8 protein-coding genes are annotated in these 23866 nt (G+C 70.9%); 7 read left to right on the top strand and 1 reads right to left on the bottom strand.

Annotation, left to right across the window (positions count from 1 at the left end; all coding sequences use genetic code 11):
* Positions 1 to 304: 304 nt before the first annotated feature.
* A complete protein-coding gene (locus CFB34_RS15325) occupies positions 305 to 2050 on the bottom strand; it encodes a cyclic peptide export ABC transporter (RefSeq protein WP_089440062.1) in 1746 nt (581 codons plus the stop codon).
* A gap of 272 nt (positions 2051 to 2322) precedes the next feature.
* Between CFB34_RS15325 and CFB34_RS15320 the strand changes: the two genes are divergently transcribed.
* The 7 genes from CFB34_RS15320 (at position 2323) to CFB34_RS15290 (ending at position 23669) form a co-directional block, all read left to right on the top strand.
* The gene (locus CFB34_RS15320; RefSeq protein ID WP_089440399.1) at positions 2323 to 12000 is read left to right on the top strand and encodes a non-ribosomal peptide synthetase; all 9678 of its coding nucleotides are present in this window, start codon (positions 2323 to 2325) and stop codon (positions 11998 to 12000) included.
* 9 nt (positions 12001 to 12009) lie between these two features.
* Entirely contained in the window at positions 12010 to 17010 is a 5001-nt protein-coding gene (locus CFB34_RS15315) for a non-ribosomal peptide synthetase (RefSeq protein ID WP_089440063.1), read from the top strand.
* Positions 17000 to 18034 (top strand): GNAT family N-acetyltransferase, encoded by a 1035-nt coding sequence (locus tag CFB34_RS15310; protein ID WP_089440064.1) that lies wholly within the window; start codon positions 17000 to 17002, stop codon positions 18032 to 18034. The genes CFB34_RS15315 and CFB34_RS15310 overlap by 11 nt, the downstream gene beginning before the upstream one ends.
* Before the next feature lie 32 nt (positions 18035 to 18066).
* Positions 18067 to 19443, top strand: a complete 1377-nt coding sequence (locus tag CFB34_RS15305) for a lysine N(6)-hydroxylase/L-ornithine N(5)-oxygenase family protein (protein ID WP_089440065.1) — start codon at positions 18067 to 18069, stop codon at positions 19441 to 19443.
* 22 nt (positions 19444 to 19465) lie between these two features.
* Entirely contained in the window at positions 19466 to 21727 is a 2262-nt protein-coding gene (locus CFB34_RS15300; protein WP_089440066.1) for a TonB-dependent siderophore receptor, read from the top strand.
* Positions 21728 to 21813: 86 nt separating this feature from the next.
* On the top strand, positions 21814 to 22653 hold the full coding sequence (locus CFB34_RS15295) for a formyltransferase family protein (protein WP_089440067.1): 840 nt from the start codon (positions 21814 to 21816) through the stop codon (positions 22651 to 22653).
* Positions 22653 to 23669 carry a GNAT family N-acetyltransferase gene (locus CFB34_RS15290; RefSeq protein WP_089440068.1) on the top strand — a complete coding sequence of 339 codons (1017 nt, stop codon included), beginning with the start codon at positions 22653 to 22655 and terminating at the stop codon, positions 23667 to 23669. The genes CFB34_RS15295 and CFB34_RS15290 overlap by 1 nt, the downstream gene beginning before the upstream one ends.
* The last annotated feature ends 197 nt before the right edge of the window (positions 23670 to 23866 follow it).

Genomic DNA, 23866 nt, shown 5'->3' with positions numbered 1-23866 from the left:
TCGATCGGCGGATGACGCCGCTTCGACTTCGACGGGCAGGGCGTTGCGGTCGGCTTGCGCGCGCCACGCGTTGATCCGGCTCGACCTGGCCGTGTGGCCGGCGGTCGCGCTCGATGTGATGCGCTTCGGTCGAGCGGCGTGCTCGCCGGCGGCGGCCATCGCTTGTGCACGGGGCACGTGGTGAATCACCCCGGCGTTCTGCGATCCGATCGCGCGACGCGCCTGCCACATTGCTTCCTGAAACGACAATCGCCGACGTACTGCCCTTGCAGCGCGTCGGCGATTTTTTCCATCGACTGTCGAATTACGCGCTCAGCGCATCGACACCATCCTGCGCGCGAGACCGCGCCGGCGTCGTATCGCTGACGATGCGCCCGTTGTCGAGCTTCAACAGACGGTCGGCGAGATCGAAGTAGCGGTCGTCGTGCGTGATCACGATCACGGCCTTGCCGCGCGCACGCAGCTCGGGCAGCAGTTGCTCGTAGAACACGGCCTTGAACGACGGGTCCTGGTCGGCCGCCCATTCGTCGAACAGGTAGAACGGTCGGTCCTCGAGATAGGCGACGACGAGCGCGAGCCGCTTGCGCTGCCCGGTCGACAGCGCGCGGGTCGAGAATGCGCCGTCCACCACCTTCACCTTGTGATCGAGCGCGAGCTTCGCGACCAGCGCGTTCGCACGCGCATCGGCCTGCGCACGGGACGGATCGTCGGGGTCGACGATGCCGAGCAGCGCATCGAACAGGTGGAAATCGTTGAACACCGCGCTGAAGCGCTGCCGGTACGCGGCGCGCTCGCGCCAGCCGATCGTGCGGCCATCGACCTCGATCGTGCCTTCCTCGGGTTCGTAGAGGCCCGTCAGCACCTTCGCGAGCGTCGTCTTGCCGCTGCCGTTGCCGCCGACGATGAATACGAGCTCGCCCGGCTGGATCGTCAGGTTGATCGGCCCGATGCTGAACATCCGTTCGTCGCGTTCGTGGAAGTACGCATGCGTGACGCCGCGCAGCGTGACGGCGCCGGCCGGCGGCACGTCGGGGGCGTCGGACGCGGGCGGCACCGTGCGCAGCGCGCCGAATTCGGCCATCACGCCTTCGATCCGCGTGAGCGACACGCGGGCCGCGTTGACGGTCGGCAGGTTGTTCAGCAACCCGTCGAGCGGCACGAGCATGAACAGGAACACGACGACGTAGCCGGCGGCCGCGGCCGGATCGGCATGCACGCCGAGCTGCGGCCAGAACGACGCAATGCCGAGGAACACATAGAACAGGAAGATGATCCAGCCGACCCCGACCGCGTACGCGCTGAACGCGCGGCGGCGGTGGTCGCGCACTTCGCCGATCGCGGCGCCGAGCTGGCCGTCGACGAACTGGCGGGCGCGCTCATCGTGCAGCTTCAGCTCCTTCGCACCGGAAAACAGCGAGCCGAGATAGCCGAACAGGCGATCCTGCGCCTGGCCGGCCGCCTCGAGCGACGCGATCGCGCGGCGGTCGCCGGTGTGATAGCCGAGCGAGCCGGCGATGATCGCGGCCAGCGCGAGCAGGCATACCGGCCACGACAGCCACGCGAGGTAGCCGAGGCAGCCGAACACGATCGAGCCGTGCATGACCAGGTTCGGCAGCGCGAAGAACAGCATCGACACGTTGGTGGCGTCGTCGGTCAGCACCGACTGCACGGGCGCCGCGCCGATCCGCTCGATGTCGCGCAGCTCGGCCGCGCCGACGCGCCGCGCGAGATGCACGCGCAGCCGCGCCATCGTGTCCTGCGACAGGCGGGCAAACAGCGTGCCCGACACGATCCGCGTGACGAGTGCGATTACCGCGCACAGCGCGAAGCGCCACGCGAGCGACGCATCGGCCGCGCCCGGCTGCGACAGCGCGCGGTTCAGCGTCGCGACGAGCAGCACGCTCGCGACGCCGTTCAGTACGCATGCGGTGAGCGCCAGCGCGAGCGACACGCGGCTTTCGCGCAACAGCGCAAGGATCAGGCGCGCCGCGGGGCGGCCGGGGGAAGCGTCGAGGGACGGCGGGGAAGAAGGCTCGTGGGCGGCTGTCATCGGCAACGTCGGTAAAGGGAAGGCAAGCGAAAACGCGGAAACGGCAAAACTGGCGCGAAAGCAGCGGGCGAGGCGCGGCCCCGTTCCGGCTTTCCTCCCTGATAGACGAACGGGCCGCGCAAATATTTAGCGACCCGTTCAAAAAAAGCGTCCGCACGCGCTTTGCGCACAAAACGGTAAAAAATCGGCCGCGCCGTTCGTCACACCAGTGAAGCCGCCCCAAGCGGCCCCGAGACTTGGCCGAAGCGGCCGGACCGAAGGACTTCATGCACATGACGAGTTTCCCGACTGCGCTGCATCACCGAATCCGCGAACTGGCGCGCGTCGCGCCCGACGCACCCGCCATCGCGGTCCCTTTCCAGAATGACTTGCGCCTGTCGCGCGGCGCGCTCGACGCGCGGGCGTCGCGGCTGGCCCGGCAACTGCGCGCGGCCGGCGTCGGCGCGGAAGTGCGGGTGGGCGTGTGCGTCGAGCGCTCGGCCGAACTGTTCGTCGCGCTGCTGGCCGTGCTGAAGGCGGGCGGCGTGTTCGTGCCGCTCGATCCGCGTCATCCGGCCGCGCGCCTCGACTGGATCGTCCAGGATGCGCAGTTGCGGTACGGGATCGCCGACGCGGCCGGCCGCGAGGCGCTCGGCACGCCGTTCGAACACACGTTCGATGCGGCCGGCAGCGCGGCGGACGGGCAGGAGATCGTTGCGGATGACGAAGCAGTGCCCGTCCACCCGCGTTCGGCCGCGTACATGATCTATACGTCGGGGTCGACCGGCACGCCGAAGGCGGTCGTCGTCGAACACGGGCCGCTCGCCGCGCATTGCGACGCGCTCGCGGCCGCGCTGCCGATCGAGGCCGGCGACCGCCTGCTGCATTTCGCGTCGGTCAATTTCGACGCCGCGCACGAATGCTGGCTCGCGCCGCTCGCGACCGGCGCCAGCATCGTCGTGGCGCCGCCGCAGCCGTTCGCGCCGGATGCCGCGCATGCGTTGCTGGTGAGCGAATCGGTCAACGTGGCCGCGTTCCCGCCCGCGTACCTGCGCGAATTCGCGGCGGTGGCCGCACGCGATGGCGTGCCGCCGGCCCTGCGCGTGCTCGCGTTCGGCGGCGAAGCGCTGCCGCAGCAGGCGTTCGAATTCGTGCGCAGTACATTCCCGTCGGTACGCCTGATCAACGGCTACGGGCCGACCGAGGCCGTGATCTCGCCGATGCTGTGGCCGGTCGAGCCGGGCGAGACGCCCGTGCTGGCCGCCGACGATGCGTATGCGTCGCTGCCGATCGGCCGCGTGATCGGGCCGCGCGTCGCGCGTGTCGACGGCGGCGAGGGCGAGGGCGAGGGCGACGGCGTGGGTGAGCTGCTGCTGGGCGGCGTCTGCGTCGCGCGCGGCTATCACGGCCGCCCGGCGCTGACGGCCGAGCGCTTCATTCCCGATGCCGACGGGGAACCCGGTGCGCGCGTGTACCGCACCGGCGACCTCGCACGGCTGCGCGACGACGGGGCATTCGACTATCTCGGCCGCCTCGACGACCAGGTCCAGGTGCGCGGCGTGCGAGTGGAGCCCGCTGAAATCGCTGCGTGCCTGCGTTCGCATCCGGGCGTGGCCGACGCGGCCGTGGTTGCTGAAACCGGCAACGGGCCGACGCGGCTGATCGCGTGTGTCGCGCTGCGCGCGGCGACTGACGACGCGGCCCTGAAAGCGCATGTGGCCGCACAACTGCCGCCCGCCTGGCAGCCGCACCGGTTCGTCCGGTGCGATGCGCTGCCGTATACGCTGAACGGCAAGCTCGACCGTGCCGCCCTGCGCGAGACGATCGCCGCCGCGCGCGACACCGCGCAAGGCAGCGGCGACGCACCGCGCACGCCGACCGAACAGCAGCTCGCCAGCCTGTGGCAGACACTGCTCGGCCTCGACGTCACGCCGTCGCGCGACGACCGTTTCTTCGCGCTGGGCGCCGATTCGCTCGCCGCGATGCAGTTGCAAGCCGCGATCCGTGCGGCAGTGCGCGTGAACCTGCGGCTCGACACGCTGTTCGCCGATCCGGCGTTGTTCGAACTGGCCGACGCGGTCGATCGTGCGGAACGCGAAACCGGCGAGCCGCTGGCCACGATTTCCGCACGCCGTGCACCGGCCGATGCGGCCGTGTCCACCGCACCGCATGTCGACCGTGCCGCGTCGCTCGCCCAGCAACGTTTCTGGGTACTCGCGCAAACGCGCGATGCGAGCGCCGCGTATCACATCGCTGCACACTGGACGATCGACGGCACGCTCGACCGCACCGCGCTGCAGCGCGCGCTCGATCACGTGATCGGCCGCCACGAAGCCTGGCGCACGACGCTCGTCGACAACGACGACGGCGTCGTGATGCAGCGCATTCACACCCATCTGCCGGTGTCGATCGCCGACATCGACCTGCGCGACCAGCCGCCCGCCGCCCGGGACGCGCACGCCGCCCGTCTCGCCGAGCGCGATGCGGCCGAGCCGTTCGACCTCGCCCGCGGCCCGTTGCTGCGCGCGACGCTGGTCGCACTCGCCGACGACCGCCACCGCCTGCTGCTGACCGCGCATCACGCGATCACCGACGGCTGGAGCTCGCGCTGCGCGTTCGACGAACTGTCGGCCGCCTATCGCGCGTATGTCGAGGGCCGCGAGCCGTCGCTGCCCGACCTGCAGATCCAGTACGCCGACTATGCGGACTGGCAGCGCGACATGCTGGCCGGCGGCGAGGGCGAGCGCCAGCTCGACTACTGGCGCGGTGCGTTGCGCGACGTGCCGGGCCCGCTTGCGCTGCCGGTCGATCGCCAGCCGGGCGCCACACGCACGCTGCAAGGCGCGCGCGTGTCGGTGCGGCTGCCCGACCCGGTCGCGGCCGACGTGCGGCAACTCGCGCGCGACGCGCAGGCAACGGTCTTCACGGTGCTGCTGGCCGGGCTCGACGCGTGGCTGTCGCGCGTGACCGGCGCAACGGACGTCGTCGTCGCGGTGCCGGTCGCGCATCGCCAGCGCCCGGAAACTCGAGCGCTGCTGGGCCTGTTCCTGAATACGGTCGCGCTGCGTGTGCGCGTGGCGCCGACGCTGCCGTTCCGCACGCTCGTCGATGCGACGCGCACCGCGGCGCTCGACGCGGTCGCGCACCAGGACGTGCCGTTCGAGCGCGTCGTCGATGCGGTGAAGCCGCCGGTCAAGCGCGGCGACGAATGGCTGCGCGTGAAATTCGCGCAGCAGTTCGACGCGCGGCACGACAGCGTGCTGCCGGGCGCGACGGCCGTTGCCACGCCGGGGCCCGACCTCGCCGCACGCTTCGATTTCGCCGTGGATTTCACCGACGATGCGACTGGCATCGAACTCGTCGCGGCCTATGCGACCGACTGCATCGACGCCGACACCGCGCGGGCGTGGCTCGACAGCTACGCGGCGCTCGTCGGTGCGGCTGCGCGCGATCCGCGCCAGACGACGGCCGTGCTGCCGTGCGAAGCATCGGCCGCCTCGCGCCAGCCGCGCGACGGCCGTGCGCTGCGCGTCGAACATGCCGACGTCGTCGCCGCGTTCGCGCGGCAGGCTGCCGCATATCCGCATCGCGTCGCGCTCGCCGACGCGTCGGCGTCGCTGACGTTCGCCGAACTCGACGACGCATCGAACCGCATCGCCCGTGCGCTGACCCAGCGCGGCGTGGCCGCCGAAGTGTCCGTCATCGTCTGCATCGAACGCTCGGCGCGCTTCGTCGTCGGCCTGCTCGGGGCGCTGAAGGCGGGCGCACTCGCCGTGTTGCTCGATCCCGCTCAACCCGCCGCGCGACTGGCCGCGGCGGCAGCCGACTGCGGCGCGCGCTGGGCGCTCGTCGCGGATGTCGCAGGCTGGCCTGCCGGCATCGACGCACAGCCGCTCGACGTCGATGCGCTCGCGCAGGACGCGACGCTCGCCCACGCCACCGGCGTGCGCCTCGCACCGCATCCCGAGCAGGGCGCATACCTGATCTATACGTCGGGCTCGACCGGCACGCCGAAGGGCGTCGTCGTGTCGCACGGCGCGCTGGCCGACTACGTGCAGGGGATGCTCGACGAACTCGCGTTCGCCCCGGACGCGTCGTTCGCGATGGTATCGACCGTCGCGGCCGACCTCGGCCACACGACGCTGTTCGGCGCGCTGTGTGCGGGCCGCACGCTGCACCTGCTGCCGGCCGCGTGCGCGTTCGATCCCGACTTGTTCGCCGACGAGATGCGCCGCCGCGACGTCGGCGTGCTGAAGATCGTGCCGAGCCACCTGCAGGCGCTGCTCGACGCACGTGTGCCGGCCGACGTGCTGCCGCGCCACGCGCTCGTGACGGGCGGCGAAACGCTCACGTGGGCGCTCGTCGCGCGCGTGGCCGCGCTGGCGCCAGCCTGCCGCGTGATCAATCACTACGGGCCGACCGAAGCGACCGTCGGCGCGATTGCCTGCGACACGGCGTCGATCGCCGCCGATGCGCGCGATCCGGCGAGCGGCGTGCCGCTCGGCCTGCCGCTGCCGAATGCACGCGCGCTGGTGCTCGACGCGTTCGGCGCATGCGTGCCGGCCGGTGCGACGGGCGAGCTGTACCTGGGCGGGCCGGGCGTCGCGCGCGGCTACCTGGGGCGCCCGGCGCAGACCGCCGAGCGCTTCGTGCCCGATCCGTTCACGCCCGGCGCACGGCTGTATCGCACGGGTGACCGCGTGCGCTTGCGCGCGGACGGCCGTCTCGCGTTCCTCGGGCGTATCGACGACCAGGTGAAGATTCGCGGCTATCGTGTCGAACCGGGCGAGGTGAGTGCGGCAGTGCGTGCGGCCGGCCCGGTCGCACAGGCCGAAACGCTCGCGATCGAACACGACGGCCGCCTGCGGCTCGCGACGTTCGTCGTGATGCGCGACGGTTCGACATTCGACGAGGCGGCCCTGCGCGCGGCGCTTGCCGCAAAGTTGCCCGACTACATGGTGCCCGCGCAATTTGTCGCGCTCGCACGCCTGCCGGTGACCGCGAACGGCAAGATCGATCGCGCGGCGCTGCGTGAACTGGCAGCGGCGCCGGTCGTCACTGCTTCCGGCGATGCACCGCAGGGCGCGGTCGAAACGGTGCTCGCCGAAGTCTGGCAGGCCGTGCTGAAGGCGCCGAAGGTCGGCCGCGACGACAACTTCTTCGAGCTCGGCGGCGATTCGATCCTCGTGCTGCAGGTGATCGCCCGTGCACGCAAGCGCGGTGTGCGCTTCACGCCGAAGCAGCTGTTCGACGGCCCGACGGTCGCCGAACTCGCACGTATCGCGAAGACGGAGGACGTCACTGCCGCTGCCGCCGTGAAACCTGCGGTCGCAGCCGCTGCCGGCGCGTCGGTGACGGCGCAGGTCCTCACGCCTGCCCAACAGCGCTTCTTCGCGCTCGATATCCCGCATCCGGGCCACTGGAACCAGTCGGTCACGTTCGACGTACGCGGGCCGTTCGACGCCGACGCATTCGCGCGCGCGTTCGACGCACTGCTGACGCATCACGACGCGTTCCGCCAGCGTTTCGCGCGCGGCGCGGACGGTACGTGGCACGCCAGCGATGCGGCAAAGCCATACGACGCGCTGCCGTTCGTCGAAGTCGCCGCCCGCGACGCAACCGACGCGCTCGCGCGCTTCGACGCATTGCAGCGCCGTCTCGACCTCGGCCGCGGGCCGCTTGCCTGCGCCTGCGCGGCACGCTTGCCGGACGGCTCCACGCAGCTCTATCTCGCGATTCACCATGCGATCGTCGATGGCGTGTCGTGGCGCATCCTGCTCGACGATTTCGACATGGCCTATCGTGCCGCATGCGAACGCGTACCGGTCCGACTGTCGCAGTCGGGCCTGCGTGCGGATGCATGGGCGGCACGGCTCGCCCGTGCGGCAACGGAACCGGCATCGCCGTTCGCGGCCGAGGCCGCGTACTGGGCCGGCATGGCGCAGGGCGACGACATCGTGCCCGATCATCCCGACGCAGCGGCGACGAACGCCGATGCGGCCGCTGTCGTGCAGACGATCGACGCAGCCTTGACCCGCGCGGCACTGACCGATGCGCACGCGGCCTACCGCACGCAGACGATCGAACTGCTGGGCGCGGCGCTCGCCCTGGCGCTGGCCGGCACGAGCGGTGCCGCATCGTGCCGCGTCGAACTGGAAGGGCATGGCCGCGAGGCGCTGTTCGACGACACGGATGCCAGCCGCACGATCGGCTGGCTGACGAGCCATTATCCGGTGACGCTGCCGATCGCGGCCACGGCAAGCGACACGCTGTGCGCGGTGAAGGACACGCTGCGCGCGGTGCCGCACAAGGGGCTCGGCTTCGGCGTCCTCGCGCACTACGGCGCTGCGGCGACGCGTGCGGCGCTGGCCGCCGTGCCGCGTCCGCGCGTCACGTTCAACTATCTCGGCCAGTTCGACGCGCCGCGCGACGCCACGCTCGTGCCGCGCTTCGGCGGCACCGGCGTCGAGCGCGATCCGCAGGGGCCGCTCGGCAATACGCTCGCGATCCACGCGTACCTCGACACGGATCGCGACGGCGCTCGCACGCTGAAAGTGCACTGGGTCTATGGCGCACCGCAATTCGAGCGCGCGACGATCGACGCATTCGCCGAACGTTTCGCGGCGGCGCTGCGCGAACTCGTCGACGCCTGCGCGTCGCGCGTGGCGCATCGCGGCGGTGGCGCGACGCCGGGCGATTTCCCGCTCGCGCAGGCCGCCGGGCTCACGCAGGCCGCAATCGAGCGCACGCCGCTCGACTGGCGCACGATCGACGACGTCTATCCGTTGTCGCCGATGCAGCAGGGCATCCTGTTCCATGCGCTGTTCGCCCCCGGTCACGCCAGCTACGTGAACCAGCTCGTCGCGACTGCGACCGCACTTGACGCCGACCGGTTCGCGGCCGCGTTCGACGCGTCGATCGCACGCCACGACATCCTGCGCACGAGCGTGATGCCGGACGAAGCCGCGCCGCTGCAGTGCGTACATCGCCACGCACAAATGCCGGTCGAGCAACTCGACTGGCGCACGCGCGGCGACACGTTCGACGCCGATTTCGACGCATGGCTCGCCGCCGATCGCGCACGCGGCTTCGACTGGCGCGAGCCGCCGCTGATGCGCCTCACGCTGATCCGTGTGACCGATGACGCGTGGCGCGTCGTGTGGACGCGTCACCACGTGCTGCTCGACGGCTGGAGCACCGCGCGCCTGCTCGCCGACGTGCTGCGCGACTATCGCGACCCGGACGCCGTGTCGCCGTTCGCGAGCCGCCCGGCGCTGCGTTATCGCGACTTCATCGCGTGGCTCGGCACGCGCGACCGCGACGCCGACGAACGTTTCTGGACCGAACGCCTCGCACGCCTCGACGCACCGACGCTGATCGCGGAACGCACGGCCGACCGCGCGGATGCCGACATGGTCACGTGGCGCGCGACGCTCGATTCGGACACGCTGACGCGTGTCGCACAGACGGCGCGCGCACTGAAGCTGACGGTCAACACGCTGGTACAGGGCGCGTGGGCGCTCGCGCTGCAGCGGATGACGCACCAGCCGGCCGTCGCGTTCGGCGCGACCGTCGCGGGCCGCCCCGATGCACTCGCGGACGTCGATTCGGTGCTCGGTCTGTTCATCAACACGCTGCCGGTGATCACGGCGCCCGCGCCGCAGCAACGCGCGGCCGACTGGCTGCAAGCGCTGCAACGCGAGAACGCGGCCGCCGCCGAGCACGCGCACACGCCGCTCGCCGACATCCAGCGCTGGGCGCGCGGCGCGGGCGGCGCACTGTTCGACACGCTGGTCGTGTTCGAGAACTACCCGGTCGACGAGTCGGCGCGCGACGCCGATCCGCGCGCACTCGCATTGAGCGACGTGCGCAGCATCGAATCGACCGATTTCGCGCTGACGCTCGTGATCGAGAGCGGTGCCGAACTGACGATCGACTACGGCTACGACACTGCGCGCGTCGACGCGCGGCAGGTGGAGACCTGGCACCGCGCGTTCGTGTGCGCACTCGATGCACTGGCCCGCACGCCGGATGCGCGGCTCGGTACGCTGTCGATCGCCGACGAAGCCACCCGTGACGCACTGGCGCAGGCGCAAGCCACCGCCCAAGCATGGCCGGCTGCGCAGCAACAGCCGCTGCACCTGCAATTCGCCGAGGCGGCACGGGCGACGCCCGACGCGATCGCGCTCGAATACGCGGACGTTCACGGTGGCGTGCATCGCGCGACCTATCGCGAACTCGACGTCAGCACGTCACGCATCGCGGCCGCGCTGCGCCGGCGCGGCGTGCAGCCCGACACGCCGGTCGCGCTGTGCGTCGAGCGCTCGTTCGACATGGTGATGGCGCTGGTCGGCGTGCTGAAGGCCGGTGCGGCTTACCTGCCGATCGATCCCGACTATCCGGCCGAGCGCATCGCCTACATGCTGCGCGACGCGCGGCCGGCCGTCGCGATCACGCAGGCCCATCTGCGCGAGCAGGTCGAGGCCGCGCTCGGCGAGGGCGTCACGACGCAGCTGCTGACGGTAGCGGACCTGCTCGCCGACGAAGCCGAAAGCGGCGCTGCCGATGTGACGGCCACGATCGACGACGCCCAGCTCGCGTACCTGATCTACACGTCCGGTTCGACCGGCAAGCCGAAGGGCGCCGGCAACACGCACGGCGCGCTCGCGAACCGGATCGCGTGGATGCAGCACGCGTACCGGCTCACGCGCGATGACGTCGTGCTGCACAAGACGCCGTTCGGCTTCGACGTGTCGGTGTGGGAATTCGTGTGGCCGCTGGCGATCGGCGCGAAGCTCGCGATCGCCGCGCCCGGCGACCATCGCGATCCGGCGCGCCTCGCGGCTGCGATCCACGCGCACGGCGTGACGGTGCTGCACTTCGTGCCGTCGATGCTCGCCGCGTTCGCCGCGCATCTCGACGATTTCTCGGCCGCCGCGCAGTGCGACAGCGTGCGCCTGATCGTCGCGAGCGGCGAGGCGCTCGCGCCCGAACTCGTCGCGAAGATCGCACGACTGCTGCCGAACGCGACGCTCGTGAACCTGTACGGGCCGACCGAAGCGGCGATCGACGTGTCGCACTGGACCTGCGGCCCCGACGATGCGCATGCGGCCGCGGTGCCGATCGGCCATCCGATCGCGAACCTGCAACTGCACGTGCTCGATGCGGCATGGCAGCCGGTGCCGGCCGGCGCGACCGGCGAACTGTATCTCGCGGGCGCGGGCCTCGCGCGCGGCTATCTCGGCCGTCCGGCGCTGACCGCCGAGCGCTTCGTGCCCGATCCGTTCGTGCCGGGCGCGCGCATGTACCGCACGGGCGACCTCGCACGCCGGCGCGCCGACGGTGCGCTCGACTATCTCGGCCGTGTCGACACGCAGGTGAAGCTGCGCGGCCAGCGGATCGAGCCGGGCGAAATCGAGGCGCTGCTGCGCGCGGCGCCCGGCGTGAACGACGCGGTCGTGATCGTGCGCGACGAGCAGTTGATCGGCTATGTCGCACGCGGCGACGCGGGCCCGCTCGACCGCGCGGCGCTGCTCGACGCGCTGCGCGCGCAATTGCCGGCCTACATGGTGCCGTCGCAACTGATCGAACTCGACGCGTTGCCCGTGACGCCGAACGGCAAGTGCGACCGCCATGCGCTGCCCGCGCCGGTGCGTGAAGCCGCGGCCGACGTCGCGCTCGAGACCGACACCGAACGCGCGCTCGCCGCGATCTGGCAACGCGTGCTGCACGTGGACGCGATCGGCCGCGACGGCGATTTCTTCCTGCTCGGCGGCCATTCGCTGCTCGCGACGCAGGCCCACGCGCAGGCGAACCTGCACTGGGGGCTCGCGCTGCCGCTGCGCACGCTGTTCGACACACGCACGCTGGCGCGCTGCGCGGAGGCGATCGACGCGGCCTGCGCGGCCCGCGGCGCGACCGATGCGGCGAGCGCGATCGATGCGCTGCTCGGCGAACTGGAAACCCAATAAGGACGACGGATGACGAAGGTTCAACCCGACTGGCTCGCGCTCGCGACGCGTTTCGCGCAACTGCCGGACGCGCAGCGCGCGGTCTTCATCGACAAGCTCGGCGCGGCCGGCATCGACTTCCGCGTGCTGCCGATCCCGCCGCGCACGGCGCGCCACGACCGCGTGCCGGCGTCGTTCGCGCAGACGCGGCTGTGGCTGCATGCGCGGCTGATCGATGCGCCCGATGCGTATCACATCACCGAGCGCCTGGCGCTGACGGGCCCGCTCGACGCGCATGCGCTGCGTCTTGCGTGCGACGCGCTGATCGCGCGCCACGAGGCGCTGCGCACGACCTTCGACGAAGCGCAGGACGGCGTCGCGCAGACGATCCACGCACCGTTGCGCTGCCCATGGCGTGAAACCGATCTCGAAGCGCTGCCGGATACGCAGCGCACGGCGCGCGCGGAAGCCGTCGCGACGGCCGACGAAGCCGAGCCGTTCGATCTCGGCGCCGCGCCGCTGATACGCGCGCACCTGGTGCGCTTCGATGCGACGCATCACTGGCTCGCACTGACCGTCCATCACATCGTGTCGGACGGCTGGTCGTCGGGCGTGATGCTCGAGGAGCTCGCGGCGTTCTATCGCGCGTATGCGTCCGACCGGCCGGTGCCGCTCGCGCCGCTGCCGATCCAGTACGCCGACTACGCGCTGTGGCAGCGCCGCTGGCTCGACGCCGGCGAGCGCGACCGCCAGCTCGCGTTCTGGCGCGAACGGCTCGATCCGCAACGTGGCGTACTGACGCTGCCGGGCGCGACGGCACGACCCGCGCGCCGCAGTGCGCGCGGCGCACGCCACGTGTTTGCGCTCGACGCGCGCGTCGGTGCGCAACTGCGCGCATTCGCGGCCGCCTCGGGCGCCACGCCGTTCGCAGTGCTGCTCGCCGCGCTCGATGCGCTGCTGGCGCGCGCGACCGGCGACGCGCGGATCTGCGTCGGCGTGCCGGCCGCGAACCGCGAACGCGCGGAAGTCGCCGGCCTGATCGGCTTCTTCGTCAACACGCTGGCGATCGACGTCGACGTGCCCGCGCACGGCGATTTCTCGTCGCTGGTCGCGCGCACGCAACGTGCGCTCGTCGACGCGCAGATGCACCAGGACGTGCCGTTCGAGCAGGTGGTCGATGCGCTCGGCGTGCCGCGCAGCGCGAGCCACCATCCGCTGTTCCAGGTGATGGCCGCGTACGGCGAGCGCCGCGCGCTGCCGGCGCTCGGCACGGCAGCGGCCGCGTTGCTGCCGTCGGGCACGCCATCCGCGAAATTCGACCTGACGCTGTCGGTCGAAGCGACGCCGGATGGCACGTTCGATGCCGCCTTCATCTACGCGCTCGACCTGTTCGAAGCGGACGCGATCGCCCGGCTGGCCGCACGCTTCGTCACGCTGCTCGCCGATGCGCTCGCACGCCCCGACATGCCGATCGGCGATCTCGACTGGCTGCCCGCCGCTGAGCGCGCACAACTCTTCGCATGGAACGCACCGGCAGGCGCAACCGAATCCGAACCGTTCGTGCCCGTGCATGCCCGCATCGCCGCGCATGCTCTGGCACGGCCCGACGCACGCGGCGTCGCCGATATCGATCGTGCGCTGACGCGCGGTGAAGTCGATGCACGCGCGGCACGCCTGGCGCGCCATCTGGTGGCGGCCGGCGTCCGCCCGGAAATGCGCGTCGGCGTCGCGCTGCAGCGCTCGGTCGACCTGCTCGTCGCGCTGATCGCGGTGCTGAAGTCGGGCGCCGCGTTCGTGCCGCTCGATCCCGCGCATCCGCGCGAACGGCTCGCGCAGATCGTCGGCGACGCGAACATCACGCATGTGCTGACCGACGGCGCGAGCGCCGCGTCGCTGCCCGAGCTGCCGGAGCTGCGCGTGTGGCGTGCGGACGAAGTCGATGCCCTCGACGAAGCCGCGCACGTCGTGCTGCCGGACGTGCTGCCGGGCCACGCGGCCTATGCGATCTACACGTCGGGCTCGACCGGCAAGCCGAAGGGCGTGATCGTCGACCACGCGTCGTTCGCGCTGCATTGCGCGGCGATCGCCGAACGCTACGGCGCGGGCGAGAACGACGTGTTCCTGCTGTTCCAGTCGGTCAACTTCGACGGCGCGCACGAGGGCTGGTTTTCGCAATACATGTCGGGTGCGGCCGTGTCGGTGACGGCCGACGTGCTGTGGCCGCCCGCGCAGACCTGCGCGATGATGGTCCGCGACGGCGTGACGATGACGTACGTGCCGCCCGGCTGCGCCGCGCAGCTCGCCGAATGGGCGCTCGCGCATGGCGCACCGCCGACGCTGCGCTCGCTGACGGTCGGCGGCGAGGCGACGTCGCGCGAGGCGTTCGCGATGCTGCGCCGCGCGCTGCCGAACGTGCGCGTGGTCAACGGCTACGGCCCGACCGAAACGGTCATCACGCCGACCCTGTGGATGTTCCGGCCCGGCGACGATCTCGCGAAACTCGGCGACGCCGCGTACCTGCCGATCGGCACGCTGGTCGGCGCGCGCACCGCGCACGTGCTCGACGAACGGCTGCATCCGCTGCCGGTCGGCGTGATCGGCGAACTGTACCTGGGCGGCGAGGGGATCGGCGTCGCGCGCGGTTATCTGGACCGCCCGGCGTTGACGGCCGAGCGCTTCGTGCCCGATCCGTACGGCGCACCGGGCGCGCGGCTGTACCGCACCGGCGACCTCGTGCGGCGTCGCGCGGATGGCGTGTTCGACTTCATCGGCCGCGTCGACCACCAGGTGAAGCTGCGCGGGCTGCGCATCGAACTCGGCGAGATCGAGGCGCAGCTTGCCGCGCACGACGCGGTGCGCGAAGCCTGCGCGGTCGTGCACGGGCAGGGCGCACTGGCACAGCTCGTCGCGTATGTCGAATTGACCGCCGACGCACAGGCGGCTGCGCAGCCGGTCGAAGCCGCGACGCTCGACGCGCACCTGCGCCGCACGCTGCCCGACTACATGGTGCCCGCGCAGCTGATCGTGCTCGACGCGCTGCCGCGCAACGCCAACAGCAAGGTCGACCGCGCACGGCTGCCGGCGCCGGTACGCGTCGAACGCGCGTACGAAGCGCCGCACGACGGCGACGAAGCCGCGCTCGCGGCGATCTGGTGCGACGTGCTGAATCTCGAACGCGTGGGCCGCGGCGATCACTTCTTCGATCTCGGCGGCCATTCGCTCGCCGCCGTGCGCGTCGCGACGCGCGTGGCCGAACGGCTCGGCCGCGACGTGCCGGTGCGCGCGCTGTTCGAGGCGCCGGTGCTCGCGCAGTATGCGTTGCAGGTGGCCGATGCGCCGCGCGCCGCGCAGGCCGGCACGGCTGCGCCGGGCGTGGCCGTCGCCAAACCCGATGCACACGGTGTGTGGCCGCTGTCGCCCGCGCAGCTCGGCCTGTGGTTCCTGTGGCGCGCGCAGCCGGACAGCGCCGCGTACAACATTCCGGTTGCACTGCGGGTGCGCGGCCCGCTCGACGTCGATGCGCTGCGTGCGGCGTTCTCGGATGTCACGGCCGTGCATCCGGCGCTGCGCACGCGGCTCGTGGCGCGTGACGGCGCACTGCCCGGCCAGCGGATCGACGCCAATGCGTCTGTCGAACTGCCGGTGCTCGACCTGTCGGCGCAAGCCGACGTGCTCGCCCGCGCCGCAGCGCTGACCGACGAGGATGCGCTCGCGCCGTTCGATCTGGCCGCCGATGCGCCGCTATGGCGTGCGCGCGTGCTGCGTCTGGGCGCGGAAGATCACGTGCTGTCGGTGACGATTCATCACATCGTGTCGGATGGCGAATCGATCGAGCTGTGGCTCGATGCGGTTCGTGCGCGCTATGTTGCCCGCGTGCAGGGCGGCGCCGGCGCCGTGCCGGCCGATGAGGCCGTCCCACTGGCCGCCCAGCCGCTCGTGCTGCCCGCGCCGTGCCATCCGGCCCGCGTCGCCTACTGGCGTGACGCGCTGGCCGATCTGCCGACGCGCGTGCTGCCGCAGCGCGCGGACGCGCCCGCCGTACCGCAATGGCGCGCGGCCCGCATCGCGTTCGAATTCGACGGCGCACTGATCCGCGCCGCACGCGACACGGCGTCGGCCGCGCACGCGACGCTGCCGATGCTGCTGCACGCGGCGCTCAACACCGCGCTGTTCCGCGCGACGGGCGCGGTCGACCAGCCGGTCGGCGTGCTCGCGTCGACGCGGGAGCTGACGGGCGATGCGGCCCGCGACGCGCTCGGCCTCTTCATCAATTCGGTCGTCGTGCGTACGCGGCTCGACCCGGCCGCGCGTCGCGCGGACGTACTTGCGCAGGTGCGCGACACGGCGCTCGCCGCCTATGCGCACGCCGACGTGCCGTTCGCGGACGTCGTCGCGGCGCTGCGCGCGCCGCGTGCCGCGCAGGCCAATCCGCTGTTCCAGGTGATGTTCAACTACCTGCGCCCGACCGGTGCCGCGGCGCGCGACTGGGCCGGCCTGGCGCTGGCCGGATTCGACGATGTGCGCCATCGCGTCGTATTTACGCTGGAGCTGGACGTCGTCGAGCATCCGGACGGCCGCGTAAGCGCCGCGTTCTCGTATGCGGACGAACTGCTCGATCGCGGCTTCGTCGATGCGCTCGTCGATCTCTATCACGACGAAGTCGCGCGTTTCGCCGGCGCGTCGGAAGCGGTGCTCGGTGCGCCCGACAAGCGCGTCGTTGCGCAGGCGTCGCATCGAGCGCGGACCGACAGCAACGCACGCGCCGCAACGCCATCCCGCGCACCGCATGCGGCGGCCGCGCTCGCGGCGCTGTGGTCCGACACGTTCGCGACGGCCGCGCCCGAACCCGATGCCGAACTGTTCGAAGCCGGCGCGACGTCGTTCGACGTCGTGCGCTTCGTCGACGCGGCCGGCCGCGCCGGCCACGCGCTGACGGTCGCCGACGTGTTCGCGTCGCCGACGCTCGCGGCACTCGGCGCGCGGCTCGATGCGCACACGGAAACGGGACAGGAGGCGCGCCATGCTGGCTGAAGTGCGTCCGGACGGATTCACGATGCTCGATACCTACCGCCTCGCGTTCGCCGACGGCCTGTTCGCCGTGCGCGACGGCACGGAGATCCGCGTCGCGCAGGGCGACGGCATCGGCGCGCAGTTGCTGCGCGCCCAACTCGGCGACGACGGCGCGCTGCGCCTCGTCGCCTACAACCATCGCGCGGCGCCGGCCGACCAGCGGCGTGCGCTGCTGGCCGCACTGGCCGCGGCGTTTTCGGACAGCGCGCGCCACGCGGCGATCCGGCTCGACCCGGCCGCGTGGCCGGCGGTCGCGCTCGATGCGCTGCGCGCGAGCGGCGTGCTCGCCGACGGCGGCCGCTGCATGCGTGAAGGCTGGGCGCAGCAGGCCGATCTGTGGCGCGTCGGCGCGCATCTGCCGTGCGCGACGTTGCCGATGTTCACCGATGGCCGCCGTCATCCGCGCCGGCCGCCCGCGCCGCGCGGCGAGGTCTACGCGCGCGACTTGCCGGCGCTCGGCGTGCGCTTCACGCTGCGCGGCTGGCAGCCGGCCGAGGATGCCGAACGCCTCGCGCGCTGGTTCGACCAACCGCGCGTGCGCGACGGCTGGCCGGGTACGCAGCCCGGCGCGGACGGCCCGCAAGGCGCCGCGCCCGACACCGATCCGCACGTGATTCCGCTCGTCGGCTGCTTCGACGGCGAACCGTTCGCGTACGTCGAGGCGTACTGGCTGAAGGAAGACGCACTCGCGCCGCACGTCGCGGCGCGCGACTACGACCGCGGGCTGCGGATGCTGGTCGGCGAGTCGCGCTGGCGGGGCCCGCATTGCGTGGCGGGCTGGCTGCCGTCCGTCGTGCATTACCTGTTTCTCGACGACCCGCGTACCGAAGCGGTCGGCTGTGCCGTTCCGGCCGGCCACGCGCGGGTTGCCGACCATCTCGCGCGGCATGGCTTCGCGCGGCAGCGCCGTCTCGCGCTGGCCGACGCGCAGCCGCTGTGGATGCGCACGCTGCGCGAGACGTTCTTCTCCGGCCGTCACGTCTGACGCGCCGGATTCACCGACAAGGGAGCTGAGACATGCAGAGAGAAACCGTATTCGACCTGATCGGCGTCGGCTTCGGGCCGTCGAATCTGGCGCTGGCCATCCGCCTCGAGGAACGGCGCGCGGCGCGCCCGCTCGCCCATTGCTTCATCGAGCGCCAGCCGGAATTCGGCTGGCATCGCGGCATGCTGCTCGACGACTGCCGGATGCAGATCTCGTTTCTGAAGGATCTCGTCACGATGCGCGACCCGACCAGCCGCTACACGTTCATCAACTACCTGTTCGAACGCGGCCGGCTGAACGAATTCGTCAACCTGAAGAACTTCTATCCGACCCGCGTCGAATTCCACGACTACCTGAGCTGGGTGGCCCAGGCGTTCGACGATAGCGTCCACTACAGCGAGACCGTCCTCGCGATCGAGCCCGTGCACGGCGACGGTGCGAAGATCGACGCGCTGCGCGTGCTGTCGCGCGACGCCGCCGGCCACGAGCGCCAGCGCGTCACGCGCGCGCTGTCGGTCGGCGTCGGCGGCACGCCGGCGGTGCCGGACGCGTTCGCCGCGCTCGGCCGCGACCGCGTGATCCACTCGTCGTCGTACCTGACCGACATCGACCGGCTCGTCGCGTCGCCGGATGGCGAGCGCCGCCGCGTCGCGGTGATCGGCGCGGGGCAGAGCGCGGCCGAGGTGTTCATCGACCTCGCGCGCCGCTTCCCGCACGTCGACGCGAGCCTCGTGATGCGCGCAGGCGCCTTGAAGCCGGCCGACGACAGCCCGTTCGTCAACGAGATCTTCAGCCCCGAGTTCACCGATGTCGTCTATGCGCAGCCGCACGACGCGCGCCGCGCGCTGCTCGAGCGCTATCGCGACACGAACTACGCGGTGGTCGACCGGCCGCTGATCGAACAGATCTACGAAATGCTGTACCTGCAGCGCATCGACGGCACGCCGCGCCATGCGCTGCTCGCGAACAGCGCGATCGAGGCCGCGGTGCGCACCGCCGACGGCCGCATCGAGCTGACGCTGCGCGACCGGATGAGCGGCGCCACGCGCGTCGAGCGCTTCGACGCGCTCGTGCTGGCCACCGGCTACCGCCGCGACACGCATTCGGCGCTGCTCGACGGGCTCGCGCCGCACCTGGGCGACGCGCTCGCACGCGGCGACGTCACGCGCGACTACCTGCTCGCGACGCCCGCGCACTTCGCGCCGCGCATCTACCTGCAAGGCTGCTGCGAAGACAGCCACGGCCTGTCCGACACGCTGCTGTCGGTACTGGCGCGCCGCGCGGACGAAATCTGCGCGTCGCTCGAAGACGGGATCGCACCCGCCCATGAAGAAGGCGCGGCCCGGGCAACACAGGAAAAACGACAGGAAAACGGGGTGAGCGCGAGCCGGATGGCTTTCGCTCTTTGACAAAGGCGCGGTCGGAGACCGCATGAAAAAAGTGGAGCAGAGAAAGATGGAGTGGGCAACAGGCACGCGGTTGCGTGCGATCGCAGCCGCGGCGAGCGTGGCGTTCGGTGTGGCGGCAGGGCACGCACAGGCCCAGACGGCACCGGCCGTGAACGCAGGCGCAGCGGCGTCGGCCAGCATTGCGCAGAACGGTGCGGCGGCGAATGCGTCGGCCAGTGCATCGACCGGCACGCTGCCGACGATCAACGTCAACGCGGCCTCGGAAGGTGACGGCACGGTCGGGCTCGTCGCGAAGCGCAGCCGCACCGGCACGAAGACCAATACGTCGATCAACGAGATCCCGCAGACGATCAACGTCGTCACCGCGCAGCAGATCGAGATGACCGGCGCGACCGACGTGAACGCGGCACTGCGCTACGTGCCGGGCTTCTCGTCGTACGGCTCGGACAACCGTTCCGACTGGTACGCCGCACTGCGCGGCTTCACGCCGACCGCGTACGTGAACGGGCTGCAGGTGCCGAACACGATCAACCTCGCGAGCTGGCGCGTCGATCCGTACATGATCGACAGCATCAGCGTGCTGCGCGGGCCGACCTCGGTGCTGTACGGTGCGGGCGACCCGGGCGCGATCGTCGACGTGCAGACCAAGCTCGCCGACGGCGAGCGCGTGCGCGAGGCCGGCGTGCAGATCGGCAACTACGCGCGCAAGCAGTTCATGATCGACGTCGGCGACAAGCTCGACCCGGACGGCAAGTACGCGTACCGCTTCGTCGGCGTCGCACGCGACGGCAACGCGCTGACCGGCCCGAACAACGACCAGCGCGTTGCGCTCGCGCCGTCGTTCCGCTGGCGCCCGAACGCGGATACGTCGCTGACGCTGTCGGCCACCTATCTGCAGGACTGGGGCGACATCTCGTCGAACTTCCTGCCCGCGCAGGGGACGGTGCTGCCGAACCCGAACGGCCAGATCAACAAGGACGTGTACGAAGGCGATCCGAACTTCAACTACTACCGCAAGAAGCAGTGGTCGGTCGGCTATCAGTTCGAGCGGAACCTGACGCCGGCGTGGACGTTCCGCCAGAACACGCGCCTGATGCACCTGTCGCTCGACAACGGTTCGGTCTTCGGCAACGGCTTCGTCGACGGCAGCACGACCGACGTGTCGCGCTGGGCCGGCGTGTTCCAGATGAACTACAGCCGCTTCGACATCGACAACAACCTCGAAGGCCGCTTCGCGACGGGGCCGCTCCAGCACACGCTGCTGCTTGGGTTCCAGTACAACCGCCAGACCGCGACCGACAGCGAGTGGCTCGCCGCCGCGCCGCCGCTGAACATCTACAACCCGGTCTACCAGCCTGTCACGAAGGCGGTGTTCACGCCGGACTCGACGTTCCGCACCAACACGTACACGACGATGAACACGTTCGGCCTGTACGCGCAGGACCAGATCAAGTGGAACCGCTGGACGCTGACGCTCGGCGGCCGCGAAGACTGGGTCAACATGCGGATGGACGACCGCGCGGCCGGCACGTCGACGAAGGCGGACGTCACTGCGTTCACCGGTCGCGTCGGTCTCACGTACCAGGGCGATTACGGGCTGTCGCCGTACGTCAGCTACGCGACGTCGTTCAATCCGCTGATCGGCGTGAACCTGCTTGGCGGCGGGTTGCCGCAGCCGACCCGCGGCAAGCAGATCGAGGCCGGCCTGCGCTGGCAGCCGCCCGGCAAGAACCTGATGCTGAACGCGGCGATCTACCAGATCAACCAGACCAACGTGCTCACGCCGGCGCTGCCGAGCCAGGACAATACCGGCACGAAGTCGGTGCAGACGGGCGAGGTGCGTTCGCGCGGGATCGAGCTGAGCGCGACCGGCAAGGTCACGCGCAACCTGTCGGTGATTGCCTCGTACGTGTATCAGGACGTAAAGAACGTGAAGGCCAACGACGTGTCGCTGAACAACTGGCCGGTCGACATTCCGCGCCCGCGCCAGATAGCGTCGCTGTGGACCGACTGGACCTGGCACACGGGGCCGCTCGCGGGCTTCGGCCTGGGCGGCGGCATTCGTTACCAGAGCGCGTCGGCCGGTGGGGCCGACAACTCGCTGACTGTATCGAGCGTCACGCTGTTCGACGCGGGCGTGCACTACGACACGCGTAACTGGCGCTTCGCCGTGAACGGAACGAACCTGGCCAACCGCCACTACATCAGCGGTTGCCAGTCGGCGAACGTCTGTGTGTTCGGCACCGACCGTACCGTGATCGCGACCGCGAAATACAACTGGTGACGATGTGCGCCGCGTCCCGCCGGCCGGCCATCGTGGCCGGCGCGGGCGGGCCGCGGCGCCTTCGTCCGCTTATCCACGACGTATCCATGCCGAAGAAAAATCTCGTCTACATCCAGTCGCTGCGCAACGGCGCGGCCGATCGTGCCGGGCAGCCGGTCGCTTATCGGGGCGGCACGCGCTACATGAAGGCGCCGCTCGAATATCTCGTCGAACGCCTGAACGATTCGCCGCTCGGCGAGCGTTACACGCTCAAGGGCGTGATCGTCGACGACGACGACGGTTCGCCGGCCGACCGCGCGAAAGTCGCCGACTACGGCTTCGCCCGCACGCCGGGCCGCCCGTGGATCCTGCCGGAAGGGTTGACGGTGCAGGGCCGGCCGGTCGACGAACTGTTCTGCACGATTGCGTCGACGTACCGGCGGCTGCCGCGCGACGCGCGCGAGCGCGCTACGGCCAAACAGGCATTCGAGCGCCGCCTGCTCGAGCGCCTGCTCGAACTCGACGCCGACATCGTCGTGCTCGACGGGCTGCTCGTGATCCTCGACGAGCTCGTGCGGCCCGGCGCGCGCTTTCACCGGCGCATCGCCAACATCCACCCGGGCATCACCGCCGACGGTTCGCCGTACCAGCGGCGCGGCGCGTGGGCGACGCTCGACGCGCTGCACGGCGCGCGCGGCGAACGGGTCGACTGGTCGAACGGCACGACCTCGCCCGTCGAGCCCGTGACGATGACCGGCGCGTCGTTTCACTACGTCGACAACGGCATCGATTCCGGCGAGGTGATCTGCGACGTGCTCGACACGCCGATCTCACCGGACGACACGATTCTCGAACTGCGCTGGAACAACTTCCAGCGCAGCCTGTTTCCGGCACTCGAGCGGGGGCTGCACGTCCTCGCCGACCGCCACGACGCGGGAGCACTGTGATGGAAGACACGTTGACGAAACCGGCCGGCACGGCGGACGCCGTCGAAGGTGAAGTGGCCGCCGCGCTCGACGGCGCCGCACCCGGGCAGGCGACGGCCGTCGCCGAGCACACGCTCGACGCGTGGCGGCCCGACGATTCGCCGGACGTATTGCTCGCGGCGTTCGTCGCGCTGTTCAACACCGACACGCGCTACGACGCGGCGACGATCACGGTGCCGCGCGGCGGCGCCGACGCGGCAGCCGTGGCGGCGTACGTCGCGCGCGCGGTGCGCGAGGGCGTGATCGACGGCGCGCAGGTTGCCGGCGACGCGCTGCGCTTCACCGTGTCGCGTGCGACGTTCTGGCAGAATCCGCGGCCATGGCTGAAGGCGCCTGCGTCGGGTGGCATGCCGCTGCGCCATGTGATCACGAACGGCCACCGGCACCCGGTGCGGCCGCCGTCGCCGGCCGGCGAGATCTATGCACGCGCCATGCCGCAGGTCGGGATGACGTTCAGCCTGCGCACCGTCGATGTCGACGCGCACGCGGACCTGTTCAGCGGCTGGATGAACCTCGATCGCGTCGCGCACTTCTGGGACCAGCGCGGCACGCGCGACGAACACGCGGCGTATCTCGCCGAGCGGCTCGCCGATCCGCACATGCACCCGATGATCGGCTATTTCGACGACACGCCGTTCGGCTATTTCGAGTTCTACTGGGCGAAGGAGGACCGTCTCGCGCCGTTCTACGACGCGCACGACTATGACCGCGGGCTGCACCTGCTGATCGGCGATTCGCGCTTCCAGAGCGCCGGCAAGCTGCATGCGTGGTGGAGCGGGGTGCTGCACTACATGTTCGTCGACGAACCGCGCACGCAACGGCTCGTGGGCGAGCCGCGCGTCGACCACGTGCGGCACATCGCGTACATGCACCGGCTCGGGTTCTACACGCTGAAGGAGTTCGACTTCCCGCACAAGCGCGCGGCGCTCACCGTGATCGAGCGCGATACATTCTTCGACACTTTCAAATTGCCGTGACGGCGCGGGTGCGCGGTGCGGTGCGAGGGTGCGCGCGGCACCGTGGCTCGCGGGCATCGGCCGTCCGGCATATGGACCGCGCGGCCTGCGTCGTGAAGAATGGATCGCTCTCCTCATCGACGACAGGCCCGCCACATGGCAAAAACATCCGCGACAGCATGGGGCGCGACATCCCGTTTGCGCGCGCCCGCATTGAC

Origin of the sequence: Burkholderia sp. HI4860, from assembly GCF_002223045.2 — a bacterium.
In the GTDB taxonomy this organism is placed as follows: domain Bacteria; phylum Pseudomonadota; class Gammaproteobacteria; order Burkholderiales; family Burkholderiaceae; genus Burkholderia.
Note: the sequence above shows the minus strand (reverse complement) of the source record. Positions and strands in the feature narration are given on the sequence as shown.